Here is a 14,179-nt window from a genome sequence, read left to right on the forward strand (position 1 = left end):
CCTCTGTGTTTCTTCGCCCCTGGATCCCGCCAGATCTATGTCAACGATCGATCTTGACCGGCTTCTGAAGCTCCGCCTCGCCGTCGCACGCTTCGGGGAGATGGATAGCGCGCAGTGGTGGAATACCAACGGATTGCTGGGAAGAAAGGGAGCACTGCTGTATGCCCGCGGTCTCCCGCGGACCCACTTCTTCGCCCAAGCGCGAGTTGTGTTCGCCGTCGCCACCTCACGCTGTGCGGAGAGATTCTCAGGCGTCGCCAACGCAGTTTCGCTTTGGAGTCTCCCCGCCGAGCTTGAAGACGAGTTCGATGCGCGCTGGGAGACGTGGATCGACTCGGGAGATTGGCCGCCCTATTTCGAGGAGCTCCAATCGGTGCCCGGCGATCTCCTAGAGCTGCTGAGGTCCCAGGGCCTGGTGACGGCTGACCAAATTGGTCGAGTTGAGTCACTTCGTCGCTCGGCCGAGGAACGTGCGGTTCTGGTCTCAGGTGCTGAAGGATTGGATAACGATGCTATTGCGCTCCTCGCTGCCTCGTTCTCCCGCGGCGAACCCGGGAAGCTGGCGGTCCCATACATCAGGCTTGGGGCGGGCGCATGAGTGGTTCGCGGTCTGACGTCGTTTCCTCCTTCACGGTGATCAAAGGGTCTCTAATTGAGGAAACTTATCACATCTTCCAGAACTGGGATTGCGATCGGTCGAAAGAACACAACCTGGGGCGGGTTCGAGAGCAAAACCCGATCGGGGCAACCAGCGAAAACTGGTTGCGAGATGTCAACTTTGTAATCAGCCGCCGCTTTGACCCGAATGGCCGGGACCGGAACCTCGTCGCGATGGCCCAGGCTCGGGTGCCGCTCTCTTTCTGGAAGCCCGCGCTCCTCTGGCACATGACGCGCGATGAGTTTCTCGTTCGCGACTTTTTGGTCAACTGGCTCTACGCTGAATACGAAGACGGCGCTTTCCGGCTCCGGACCACTGACCTACACGGTTACCTGGTCGCTCTCCACGGACGCGGGCTGACCGACGCACCGTGGAAGAAGACGACTTTGGAACGAGTGGCTTCGGCACTCCTCCGCATGGCCGTGGACTTTGACTTGATGACGGGCACGACGGCGCGCGAATTCAATTCCTATCACCTGCCTGAAGAGAGCTTCCTTTATCTCCTTCACGCGCTTTATGAACAGCACGGCAACGGCCATGACGTCATTCACTCAGAGGACTGGCGGATGTACCTGATGAGCGCCGATGACGTGGAGCGTGATGTGTATCGCCTCCACCAGTTCCGCAAGCTGCGATTTGAGAAGGCTGGCACCCTAGTCGAGCTCACGCTTCCCTACCAGTCATCGAGCGACTTCGCGGGGGCGATGACGCAATGAGTGACTGGAAGGACAGATTGACAAAGGGTCTGGAGCCGATTCTGGCGTCGAAAGACCCGCGCCCAGAGATAAGTGCTTACCACAACATGCCCTACGCCATCTTCCGGTACCCGCCGGAAGCAGAGTTCGCAGTGCGCGGCGAGTGCAGCATGCTAAGGACACGACTCGAAGCGGCGGGCAAGCGGGTCACGACCATTTCCCTGGCAGAGTGCCTAAGGACGGCGCTTTCTCGTGGCAACCTCACCACCGAACGCATCGCCAAGGCGGAGAAGCAGACCGGCACACACAAGATGATAGACACCTTCCACAAGGTACTGTCTTATCGGCACCCACTGGACGAGCTCGTCACGGAGGGCATCCCGCCGGACGCGGACCCGTTGAGGGACGTCGTTTTCCTCACTCGGGCTGGCGCACTCTTCCCCTTCTATCGGACGTCATCCCTCCTAGAGCAGATGAAGGGAAAGGTGAACGTGCCAGCAGTCCTGTTCTACCCGGGCGACCTGGACGGGGCAGCCGGCCTGCGCTTCATGGGCGTGCTGGACGCCGAACACAACTACCGGCCAAAGATCTTCTAGACGACCAACCGTATGTCGGACCAACGCATCAGAGAGCTCTTTGCGCTCGATATCGAGCGGCCCATCGAAGAGGTCATCAAGGTCGACCAGGATGATGAGCAGATCGTCCACAATGAGATCTCGGAGTATGTCGCGACCGACGCGATTCGCGGATACTACCGGACCATCTTCAAGCGATACTGGGAGACGCTCAATAATCCCCATGAGGGCATCGGCATTTGGGTTTCCGGATTCTTCGGCTCCGGTAAGTCGAGCTTTGCAAAGATGCTCGGCCTCGCCCTAGAGAACCGCCAGGTGTTGGGACAGTCGGCCGCGACGCTTTTTGCCGATCGCACGGGCGACAACACGACGAAGGTGTTGCTCTCCCAGATAGCCGAGCACATCCCATCTGACTCCGTGATCTTTGATGTATCCACCGAGCGGGGCATCAAGAGCGGTAATCAGTCGATCACGGAGATCATGCACCGGCTCTTCCTGAAGAGTCTGGGCTACGCCGAAGACCTCGACCTGGCCGCCCTCGAAATCACCCTTGAGCAGAAAGGGGAACTGGAGACCTTCAAGGCTGCCTACGAGGGAGAGTTCGGACAAGGTTGGGACGAAAACAAGGACCTTGTTGCGCTGTCGCTGGGCGAGGCCAGCGCCGTAATGCACAAGCTGTCGCCAACCGTCTATGCCACGCCCGACAGCTGGGTGCAGTCCGCGCAGGATCGGAACGACATCACGGCTGGAAAGCTCGCTGAGCAGTGCAAGTCGCTGATGAAGCGACGGCGTCCCGGTCGGAACCTCGTGTTTGTCGTCGATGAGGTCGGACAGTTCGTATCGCGCGATGTCCAGAAAATGCTGGACCTCCAGGGCGTCGTCCAAAGCCTGGGCCGCGTTTCTCGCGGCAACGTGTGGCTGATCGTCACCTCTCAGGAAAAGCTGACAGAGCTAGTTAGCGGTCTGGACGACAAGCGCGTCGAGCTTGCTCGGCTGATGGACCGATTCCCCCTCCAGGTACACCTCGAGCCATCCGATATCTCGGAGGTCACCAGCAAACGGGTGCTTTCCAAAAACGCGGATGCAGAAGGGACCCTTCGGAGCCTGTATACCGAGAATAGCGGCCGGCTCACCACACACACGAAGCTATCAGCCGATGTGCAACTCCCGGAGCTCAGCACACAGAGCTTCATGGATCTCTATCCCCTGCTTCCCTACCAGATTGACCTCATTATCGAGGTCGTTTCGGGACTACGTATGCAGGGTGGGGCGAGCAAGCACGTAGGCGGAGCGAATCGGACGATCATCAAGCTGGCCCAGCAGCTTCTGATTCATGATGCGGTCGGTCTGGCCGACCAACCCGTCGGTAGCCTAGCGCGTGTGGATCAGATCTACGATCTGGTCGCAGGGAATATTCCCAGTGAGATACGGGGCAAGATCAGCGCCATCGCGCAGGAGGTCGGACATCCGCTAGCACAACCGGTCGCCAAGTCGATCTGCCTCCTTCAGTACGTCCAGAACATCCATCGGACCTCAGAGAACATCGCCGCAACGCTACATCCGACTGTGGACGGCGACTCGCTGCTGACCGAGGTCAAGCAGGCCCTGGAGAAGCTGGTTGCGGCACACAAAGTCCGCCTGCACGACGGCCAGTTCCGGATCCCTACCCCGACCGAGGACGACTGGGAGGTAACCCGAGCAGGCATCCAAGCGAATCAGGGCGATATCAATCGGATCCATACCGCTATGGTGTCGGCCCATTGGGAACCGAAACCCGTCTACAATTTGGAGGACGCGAGGGCATTCAAGGCCGGTCTCACCTTCAACGGCCGCTCCATTACGGAGGACGACATCCGTGTGAACGTAGTCTTCGCCGAAGCTGGCGAGGAATTCTCGACGCGTGCGGCGGAGGCCCGCAGCCGAAGCCAGAGCGACCACCAGGAAGTATTCTGGGTAGCTGCCATCGATGACACCATCGAGCGAATGACTCTCGATGTACATCGCTCCAAAGAGATGTTGGCAAGAAAGGAACGGAGCGCCAGGACCAAAGACGAAACGGCCCTTGTCGGCGAGGAGAAGCAACGCCTTCGGCGCAATGAGGCTGAACTCAGGCGACTTACCCGAGACGCGATGCTCGCGGGTACCATCTATTTCCGGGGTAACGATCGCAGCCCCGATCATACCGTTGACACGGTCACCAAGGCCGTGAATCGGGTGCTAGGGCAGGTGCTGCCCGACGTCTACAACCGATTCTCCGAGGGAGCTGCTCGGGTTACTGCCAAGGACTTGGATGCGCTCCTCACCAATGAGAACCTACTGGGTCTCACACCTGTCTTCGCGCAGCTGAAGCTAATCCGCGATGAGAATGGGCAGCCGGTTTTCAACACCGACCAAGCCCCACTCAAAGTGGTTCTCGACAGGATCGAAAACCGAGCTAGCTACGGCGAGATCACCACCGGGAAGTACCTGATTGATGAGTTCTCCAGGGAGCCCTTTGGTTGGAGTCTGGACGTGGTTCGGCTGTTTGTCGTGAGCCTAGTCCGGTCTGGTAGCATTCGGGCGACAAGCAAAGGGACGATCATCGATTCCGCGCTTTCGGTGGAAGCCAAGAGCGCCTTTGGCAGCAACAACCTCTTCCGCGCGTGCTCCTTTCAGAAGAAAGTCAGCGGCACCGACATCAACGACTGGCTGGAATGCGAGGAAGCGTACAAGGATGTATTCGGCAAACACCTACCAGAGCTTCAGGCCAGTGTGATTGCCAGCAGCATCCGCAAGGCGGTCGGTGACGCCGAAGAGGAGCTCCACGAAGCACTCAGAATCCTTCTCACCAATGACCTGCCAGGTTCCGAGATTCTGCAGGAGGCGGCGGATCAGATGCGTGCCATCCGTGCAGGAACCGAGGATGGAGCGATCACCTCGTTCAATGCGGCGCACAAGGATCTGAAGGAAGCAATGAAGCGCGCTGCCGACCTGCGGCAGGCCCTCACGACGACTGCGCTAAGCGACCTAGCCCGTGCTCGGCGTGCGATAAACGACGCGTGGCCATTTCTGGAATCGGAGCCTGACCTCGCGGAGGGCGTGGCGGACCGCGCGGCGGCGCTGATCGACCGGATGGCCAAGGAGACCTTTTTCCGGGACCTGCCTGCTATCGAGCAGGCGGCGAGCGCGCTACTAGCGGAGTACGGAAACCGTTTCGCCCAGGCCGATCAGACCCGAGTCACAGCCTATGTCGAGGCGTTGGACCGGCTGCAGGAAATGGATGCCTGGTCAGAGCTAAACGAGGAGCAGAAGAATCGGATTGAGCAGCCCATAAGATCACGCACCGCCGCGCGTGACAAGCGCAACAACTCGATCCCCTTCCTGCGAGCTGAGATCAGCGCCTGCCCTCAGCATTTCAAGACAGCCGTCAAGGAGATGATGGAGGTACTTGAGGGCAGCAGATTGGTGACGCTAAATGCGGGCGATTTTTTTGAGGCCCGGATCGAAACGCCTGAGCAGCTGCACGCATCCCTGAGCGCCATCCAGAAGCGCGTAGAGAAGCTTCTGGGTGAGGGCAAGAAAGTGCTGGTGCAGTAGGAATGGACAAAGCGACACGGGACGCAATTCGGGATGCGACGCAGCGGGCGCGGCAGCTGCTTGAGGGAGCCTACCGTGACCAACTCGAGGGCAGGTACGATATCCTGGCCAACGGAGCCCCGTCCTTAGACCAAGGAAACCATCTCTCCGCAAGCGAGCGGCATGTGCGGAAGAAGCTGCTTTCAGCGCTCGGACACGAACGCTTGGGCGGAGCGACGGCCACCAAGGCTATGCAGACGCTCATCCGCGAAATGGCCTTCACGACACTCAACCGCTTCGTGGCGCTCAAGATGCTGGAGGCTCGGGACCTCGTTCACGAATGCGTCTCAAACGGAGAGCAGTCAGCTGGATTCACCGAGTTCGTCGCTCTGTCTCCAGGACTTGTCGCTCTGCCGGACAACGGATATCGCCTATATCTGGAAAGCCTGTTTGACGAGATCGGGCAGGAAATCAAGGTCCTCTTCGATCGGAGTAACGCCGCAAGTCTACTCTGGCCAGATCGCCGCACTCTCCTCGAGCTACTCGGTATTCTGAACGACACCGAGCTCGCCGGCGTCTGGGTCAAGGACGAGACGCTCGGATGGGTCTACCAGTTCTTCAACAGCGAAAAGGAGAACAATGAGGCGAAGTACGATCGCGATGGTCGTCCTAAGCCACCACTCGACAGTCGCGAGCTGGCAGTCAGGAATCAGTTCTTCACGCCTGAATATGTGGTCCGGTTTCTGGTGGACAACACCCTAGGACGGCTTTGGATGGAGATGCGTGAAGGGAGATCGAGCATTGCACAGCGATGTCGTTTTCTTGCAGTTCCGGCGGGCTCGCAGCATCAGTCAAGATCGCCCGAACAGGATGATGACACCGGGTCGCTTCCAAGGCGTGAGAAGAAGGACCCCCGAGATATCCGAGTGCTGGATCCGGCATGTGGATCAGGGCACTTTCTGCTCTACGCCTTTTCTCTCTTCCAGACGATCTATGAGGAAGCATGGGGTGATCCGGATAGCCCGCCATCCAAGTTGACAGGGTCGACGCTCCGGGCCGACTTCCCTGAACGCCGGGACCTCCTGCGACAGGTTCCCCAGCTTGTGCTTGCCCACAATCTGTATGGCGTTGATATTGACAGTCGCACCGCTCAGATCGCAGCTCTCGCGCTGTGGATGCGGGCACAAACCGCTTGGGCCCAACAAGAGACGGCAAGGAATTATCGACCGGCTATTCGCCGGACGAACATCGCCATCGCGGAGCCCATGCCCGGCGGCAGTGAGCTTTGGGAGGCATTCACGTCCGGGCTGACGCCTCCGGCTCTTCGACACCTGGCGGACGAGGCATTCAAGCAGACCCAGATTGCCGATGAAGCTGGGATGCTGCTCAAGATTGAGCGCAACATCCAGGGGGCGATCCGAGAAGCTCAAGAGCGCTGGGAGTCGCGCCCCAGACAGCTAGAGCTTGTGCCTGGGCAGCCTGATCAACGGGCCGATACCGAGCTGTTCGACGTCAACAACCTCCCCCCGGCCGACTTCTGGTTACACGCGGAGTCTAAGATCTACCGAGCGCTTCGCGACTACGCTGAGGGAGGCAGGGTCGGCTCCCAGCTCCAACGTCGACTCTTCGCCGAAGACACGGCTGCCGGCATCGCATTCATCGACGTCTGTCGACTACGGTACGACGTGATCGTCATGAACCCTCCGTTCGGGACCGCAACGCCGAAGTTGGCGGCCTTTATCGAACAGGAGTACCCAAGCAGCAAGCAGGACCTGTTTGCTCCTTTCGTGGAGCGCGCCGTGACCTCGCTTGGACGGGGTGGCCTCGTGGGAGTGCTTTCTACGGAAATGGGCTTCTTCAGACGTACGTCCGAGCCATGGCGACGACGGGTCCTACTTGCTCGCTCCAGCTTGACCCTGATGGCACACCTGGGAGGGCACGTCCTCGATGGTGCGACGGTACGCACAGCAGCCTACGTGCTCAAGGCAGAGGAAAACGATGAGGAGGCGACCTTCCTTAGGCTTTTTGGGCTGCCCGACAAAGAGGATGCTCTAGGACAGGCTATTCGCGATGTAGTTGACGGGCAGGAGAACGAATTGGTGTTTCGTTGCCCTCAGGATGAGTTCGAGAAGCTGCCTTACGCTGCATTCGGGTACTGGTGCTCTCCAGCTCTTCGCGACGCTTTTGTCGACCTGCCGAGACTTGAGGAGAATCACGCCAGCGTACGCGTCGGGCTTCAGACCAGCGACGACTTTCGGTTCCTCAGGTTGAGGTGGGAAGTCCCAGCAGCCCACCTCGGAACCACGTGGCTGCCTTTCGCGAAAGGCGGCGAGTACAGTCCTTACCACGATGATGTTCACCTGCAGGTGAATTGGGGAGACGATGCCCGAGAGCTCAACGCTTGGGGGCATGGGGTGCTTAGAAACACTCAGCACTACACGAAGCCGGGATTGACCTGGCCTAGGCGAACGAACAAGCGATTCGCCCCGAGGGCACTGGCTGGGTCCTGCGCCTTCGGGGACAAGGGCCCCGCGATTGTTGAGATCAACGGGGAGCCCCTTGCCCTTCTGGCCCTGCTGAACAGCCGCCCGCTCTCGTACTTCATCAGCCTCAGCCTGGGCGCAGCCGAGGCCGAAGGAGGTGCCGGGGCGAATTCGTATGAGGTTGGCCTTGTCCAGCGCCTGCCTATCCCCGCCAGCGCGGTCTCGGATCCTCTGCTCGCCGACCTAGGCCGTCGAGCCTGGCTGTTGCGAGCGGAGGCAGACACACGCGACGAGTCGACCGCGCTTTTCTGCTCTCCGCTTGCCCCACTAAGCGATTTCGCTGGGCCGACCGACGTTGCCAGACGACTCCTTGAGCGCGAGAAGGAACTGTCGGATGCCTACGTGGAGCTGCAACACGAAATCGACGAGAAGGTCAGGCAGCACTACAATCTCGCGCTTTCCGACTGGAAGGCGATTGTAGAAGAAATCCCAGACGTGCATGTGCCTGAGGTCCTGGCGGCCGAAGACCCTCGAGCGAACGAATCCTTCGCCGCCCGCCTCGTCCAGTACCTTCTAGGTGTTGCGTTCGGGCGCTGGGATCTTCGCATCGCATCAGGAGACTTGGCTACGCCGCCCCTGCCGGACCCGCTCGCACCTCAACCCCATCGCCCGCCGGGCATGCTGACGCCGTCAGTAGAGGAGGCAGAAGTAGGTCTGGGAGGCCAGGACAATGACACTTTTCTCGGTGGGGTCCTTGTTGACGACCCCGGACATGAGCTGGACCTCTCGAGGCAGCTTTCCCGGTCACTCAAGGCACTATTTCCCGCCGAAGGAGATCCTGCTGAGAGCGTGGCCGGCATGCTTGGTGAGTCCGATCTCACCACATACTTCCGGAAATCCAAGGGTCTTTTTGCCCTCCACCTCAGGACATACAGCAAATCGAGGCGCAAAGCCCCCGTCTACTGGCAGCTCTCCACTCCATCTAGCTCATACTCGATTTGGTGCTACTACCACCGCTTCAATCGCGACACCTTCTATCAGCTGGCAAACGACCTCGTCCGGCCGAAGGTTGAACACGAAGAACGCAGGCTGACCTCCCTTCGACAGGAAATCGGCTTGAATCCCTCAACGCAACAACGAAGGGGGCTTCAGGCCCAGCAAGAATTCGTGGCGGAGCTTCGCGGGTTCCTAGCCGAAATCGAGAGAATCGCACCGCTGTGGAATCCAGACCTCAACGATGGTGTGGCCGTCAACTTTGCTCTGCTCTGGCGACTAGTGCCGCAGCACAAAGCCTGGCAACGCGAGTGCAGGACGGTTTGGGACAAGCTAGTCAGAGGCGACCTCGACTGGGCTCACCTGGCCATGCACCTATGGCCCGAACGCGTTGTGAGGAAATGCAGGAAGGAACGAAGCTTGGCGATCGCCCATGGCCTCGAAGCCGCGTTCTGGTACGAAGACAGCGGCGGCAAATGGAAGCCCCGAGAGATTACTCCGGCGCGAGTCGATGAGTTGATCGCAGAACGTTCGTCCGCAGCGGTCAAGGCCGCCCTTGAAGGTTTGTTGACCGCACCTGCTCCAAGCGGAGGCAATAAGCGTGGACGCAATCGCCGAACCACATGAGCCGTTCATTCACCAACTACCTCGCGGACCAGCTTGACCGTAGGCTTCGGGATCACCGCGTGGTCGTGTTCTACGACCCCCGAGAGGAGTTCGCCTCTTTCATCGACGGGCATCAGGTTGTTGGGACAGGGCTTGGTGGTCTTCCCCGGATTGTTGTAGGAGACTCCATCTCGCACCTGGCACGATTTGAAGGGTCATTCTTTTCGCTGAAGACCAGTTTGGAACCTGTCGTAGAGGCCGAAAGACCTGAGGCAGTCCTGGTCTATGTGCCGGGGGTAGAGCGTGATCGACAGGGCTCGGTCCTGATGGAGCTCGAAGTTGCCGGCGAGTGCTACGAACCGCAGCTGAGGCGACTTGCCCGCAACCTGCTCCGAACGCGGTTCACCGACGGTGACATCGATGAGATGCTGGCACCCGATGCCCTCACATTTCAGGACATCGAGCGCTTGCTGGAGCAAGAAGGCGGCGACAAGGGCTCGATGCTCAAGCTTGTTCTGGGCTCAGGGAGCAGTGAATCCTTGATCTGCAAGTGGCTGGCGACCGATGACTACGATGCCAACCTGGAGTCCAAGGTGGCTCAGCCTGAACTCTACCGTCTCATTCATGCCCGACTGGGGCTGCCGATCGAGAGATCCGTTTCGCTGGCAAAAGCACGAAAGCAGACGCTTCGGTTCGTGCTGGTCAACGAGTTTCGGCAGGACCTTACCGGCAATCCTCCTGATTGCATCTCGCTTGTGCCAGAACCGACCACTTCAGAAGCGCGTCAGCGCATCGGGTCGGTAGCGGAGGAGCTCAGGAAGCTCGGCGAGGGGTACATCGCCCAGGCCGACGCTATTGAAGCAGAGCTTGATCTCTCGGACGCAATCGTGAACCCGGAGGAGCTTGGCTCAATCGACACGTTTCGATTCGAGGAGAGGGTGCTACTTGGCTTTGCGGCGAAGCTCATTTCAGACGGTCGGCATGAAGAAGCACTCGCGATTGTCTCGGGACGGGGACACAGCTTCTGGGTCGATCATCCGAGCTTTCTAGACCGGCTTGCGCAGTGGGAGGCCTGTCGGCTTGCGGCGGAGCTCGGGTCCTTGGTTAGTGAGTTGACCCCGGCGATCAAGATGGTCAGCGGTGGAGCGGCAGAGTGGATAGGCGCGTACACGAAACAGGATGGCTGGTATAGAGCAGACCAGACGCAGCGTGCGCTGGAGCACTGGGTGGCCAGCATGGAAGACGAGCCGGAGGAGCCACTCGCGAAGGCGCTTTGGGTGGTTCGCCGAGGCCACGAGGAACTCCTCGAGCAAATGGCCCACGGGTTCACCAAGGCCCTGGTGGAATCGTCCTGGACCGTACCCGAGGTGCTCCATCAGACTCAGATTTATTCGGACCTCGTTGAGCCCAAGTCAGGCACCGTCGCCTACTTCTTCGTCGACGCAATGCGGTTCGAAATGGGGGCGGATCTCGTACAGCAGCTGGACAACGCCTCGGAGCTGGTCCTCCAGCCCGCAGTCGGCGTGCTGCCTTCTATCACCCCGCTCGGAATGGGGGCTCTCCTTCCTGGAGCATCCGGCGGCTACTCGGTCGTGGAGCACAAGCAGCGACTGGCATCTCAGATCGGGGGTCAGGTCCTACCCGATCTTGCTAAAAGGCAGAAGTACCTCAGGTCCGTTCGGCCGGACTCAGTCGATATGGACTTGGGTTTCCTCCTGCAGAAGTCGATCAAAGCGCTCAGGACGAAGATTGTTGGTGCAGATCTCATAGTCGTCCGCTCGCAGTCAATCGATGGGTTGGGGGAGATGGATGGCGGCCTCCTCGCCAGGCAGATCATGGACACGGTGGTGGGGAATATCGCCCGGGCGGTCCGCAAGCTTGCCAAAGCGGGCGTGGCGCATTTCGTCATTACCAGCGATCACGGCCACCAGTTCTCCATTCGCAAGGCTGAGGACATGATGATGGACAAGCCAGGCGGCGACACGATCGACCAGCATCGACGATGCTGGGCCGGACGCGGCGGCCAGACGTCGGCAGCAAGCGTCAGAGTCAGCGGTGCGCAGCTTGGCTATCAGACCGACCTTGACTTCATCTTCCCAGCCGGACTAGCAGTATTCAGATGTGGTGGCGATCTGGCTTTCCATCATGGTGGCTGTAGCCTCCAGGAATTAGTCATCCCTGTAATCTCGCTGCGCATGCCGACGGGAGAGCCAGAAACAGCCGGCAGCAATACCGTAGTGGCAGAGGGCTACCCCAGAGTCCTCACCAATCGCACCTTTGGTTTCCGCCTCGTCCGCGAGACGGAAATGTTCAATCCGGAGCCCATCTCAGCCAGAGTAGTCCTAATAGGAGATGGACAGGAGGTTGGACGCGCCGGAATGGCAACCGGGGCGCAGTTCGACCGCGCCACGGCGACTTTGCAGCTCCCGCCCGGGAGCTCAGTTAGTGTAGGGATGATGCTCACCCGCGAAACCAGCAAGAAGGTTCGCATCGTTGTGATGGACCCGGCTTCGGACACCATCCTTGCTCAGTCCGACGAAATTGAGATCGGTGAACTGATATGACAGAACGCATAGCCGTTGGGCGTGATGAGTTAGACGACAAGGTCAACAGGGTCTTCGCGGGCAAGGTGGTGCGTAAAGACCTAGTTCGAAAGGTGAAGGTGGGCGCTAACGTGCCGGTCTTCGTGCTGGAGTACCTACTGGGCAAATACTGCGCATCGTCCGATGAGACCGCGATCCAGATGGGGTTGCAGGTCGTCAACGATACACTCAGCGAGAACTACATCCGTCCCGACGAAGCCACCAAGGCGCAGAGCCGGGTCAAGGAACAGGGAAGCCACACGTTCATCGACAAGGTGAAAGTGCGGCTGGTCGATTCACAATACTGGGCCGAAGTATCCAACTTCGGTCACAAGTACGTCCATATCCCCACGCACTACGTCCGCGACTTCGACCGCATCCTGATGGGGGGTATCTGGGCGCAGGTCGAGATGCAGTGGGACGACACCGATGAGAAGGCCCCTTTCCGCATCGCCCGCCTAACGCCAATTCAGCTCGCCTCCTTCAAGTTGGACGACTACCGGAGCGGCCGACGGGAGTTCACAACGGACGAGTGGGTGGACTTCATGCTTCGCAGCATGGGGTACGAGCCCTCGGTGATGGAGCGCAGGATGAAGCTGCTATTCCTCACCCGCCTCATTCCCTTGTGCGAGCGCAACTACAATCTTGTTGAGCTCGGACCTCGCGGGACTGGCAAGAGCTACGCCATTCAAGAACTGTCCCCGTACTCGGCGCTCCTGACCGGTCCGACCACGGTGGCGAACCTATTTGGACACATGTCCGGCCGGCACAAGGGCATGGTGCAGATCTGGGACGTAGTGGGGTTCGACGAGGTGGCAGATCTGCAGAAGATGCCAAAGGAGGTCATCACTACGATGAAGACCTACTGCGAGTCAGGCCAGTTTCAGCGAGGAAGCGAGTCTGAGGCCGGGTACGCCAGCATCGCCATGTTCGGCAATACGCAACAGCCGATAGACGTGATGGTCCAGTCAGGGCACCTCTTTGCACCGATGCCCGACGTTATTCGCGACGACATGGCGTTCATTGACCGGCTGCACTTTTACCTGCCGGGCTGGGAGATGCCGAAGATGCGCAATGAGCACTTCACCGATCGCTACGGCTTCGTGGTAGACTATCTGGCCGAAGCGCTGCGAGACCTAAGGAAGCACAACTTCACCGAGATCATCGACCATCACTTCTCGCTCGGAGCCCACCTGAATGCACGTGACCGCAAGGCCGTCCGGCGATCGGTATCAGGTCTGGTGAAAATCCTCTATCCCCATGGAGAGGTGTCGCGAGAGGACTTGGAGGAAATCCTGGATCTCGCGGTAGAAGGTCGCCGTCGAGTGAAGGAGCAGCTCAAGAAGATGGGCTCCTTCGAGTACTACCACACCTCGTTCAGCTACCAGGACAATACCACGGGCGAGGAGCGGTTTGTCGGCGTACCCGAGCAGGGCGGCCGAGATCTGATATCGGCCGATCCGCTACCACCGGGGACAGTCTATGCGGCAAGCGTGAGTGGGGACGGGACCGTCGGACTGTATCGCCTCGAAATCAGCATATCCACTGGCACTGGCAAGCTTAAGGCCGCCGGTGGACTGAGCGGTAGCATCAAGGAATCCGTCAACCGTGCCTTTAGCTACCTCAAATCCCAGAAGAACGCGTTCGGCATTGCGAGAGAGTTCGACACATCCGACTTCCACGTGGAGGCCATCGACCTACTAGGTAACAAGGTTGAAGCCGAGGTCGGTGTCGCGTTTCTCGTCGCGGCCTTCTCCGCGCTCCGGAAGCTCTCCCCCCAGCCGGGACTGCTAGTGCTCGGGGATATGAGCATTCAGGGCAATGTGAAGCCGGTCAGGTCCCTGGTTGAGCCACTCCAGGTAGCGATGGACAATGGAGCCAAACGGGCCCTGATCCCGATCGAGAACAAGCGGAGCTTCTTCGATGTGAGCGCCGAAGTGCTAGAGAACGTGGACCCGGTCTTCTATGGGGAGATGCGGCAGGCGGCGTTTAAGGGGTTAGGGCTGAACTAGGTCGTCGGAGTCCGCTGATC

7 protein-coding genes are annotated in these 14,179 nt (G+C 59.5%); all 7 read left to right on the forward strand.

Going from position 1 to position 14,179, the window contains the following annotated elements; genetic code table 11:
* The first annotated feature begins 37 nt into the window (after positions 1–37).
* The 7 genes from JJ896_03360 to brxL are packed head-to-tail and all read left to right on the forward strand — an operon-like array spanning position 38 to position 14,159.
* Positions 38–598: a BrxE family protein gene (locus JJ896_03360; protein ID MBO6778672.1), complete on the forward strand. Its 561-nt coding sequence runs from the start codon at positions 38–40 to the stop codon at positions 596–598.
* Entirely contained in the window at positions 595–1,374 is a 780-nt protein-coding gene (locus JJ896_03365) for a DUF1819 family protein (GenBank protein MBO6778673.1), read from the forward strand. Before JJ896_03360 ends, JJ896_03365 begins: the two co-directional genes overlap by 4 nt.
* Positions 1,371–1,949, forward strand: coding sequence for a DUF1788 domain-containing protein (locus JJ896_03370; GenBank protein MBO6778674.1), 579 nt, complete (start codon positions 1,371–1,373; stop codon positions 1,947–1,949). Before JJ896_03365 ends, JJ896_03370 begins: the two co-directional genes overlap by 4 nt.
* 12 nt (positions 1,950–1,961) lie before the next feature.
* Positions 1,962–5,504: a BREX system P-loop protein BrxC gene (brxC, locus tag JJ896_03375; GenBank protein ID MBO6778675.1), complete on the forward strand. Its 3,543-nt coding sequence runs from the start codon at positions 1,962–1,964 to the stop codon at positions 5,502–5,504.
* A 2-nt stretch (positions 5,505–5,506) separates the two neighbouring features.
* Complete coding sequence (gene pglX / locus JJ896_03380; protein ID MBO6778676.1) at positions 5,507–9,586, forward strand: BREX-1 system adenine-specific DNA-methyltransferase PglX; 4,080 nt, start codon at positions 5,507–5,509, stop codon at positions 9,584–9,586.
* Positions 9,583–12,129, forward strand: coding sequence for a PglZ domain-containing protein (locus tag JJ896_03385; GenBank protein MBO6778677.1), 2,547 nt, complete (start codon positions 9,583–9,585; stop codon positions 12,127–12,129). The genes pglX and JJ896_03385 overlap by 4 nt, the downstream gene beginning before the upstream one ends.
* Complete coding sequence (gene brxL / locus JJ896_03390; protein MBO6778678.1) at positions 12,126–14,159, forward strand: protease Lon-related BREX system protein BrxL; 2,034 nt, start codon at positions 12,126–12,128, stop codon at positions 14,157–14,159. Before JJ896_03385 ends, brxL begins: the two co-directional genes overlap by 4 nt.
* Positions 14,160–14,179: the final 20 nt, after the last annotated feature.

The organism is Rhodothermales bacterium, assembly GCA_017643395.1.
Lineage (GTDB): Bacteria > Bacteroidota > Rhodothermia > Rhodothermales > UBA10348 > JABDJZ01.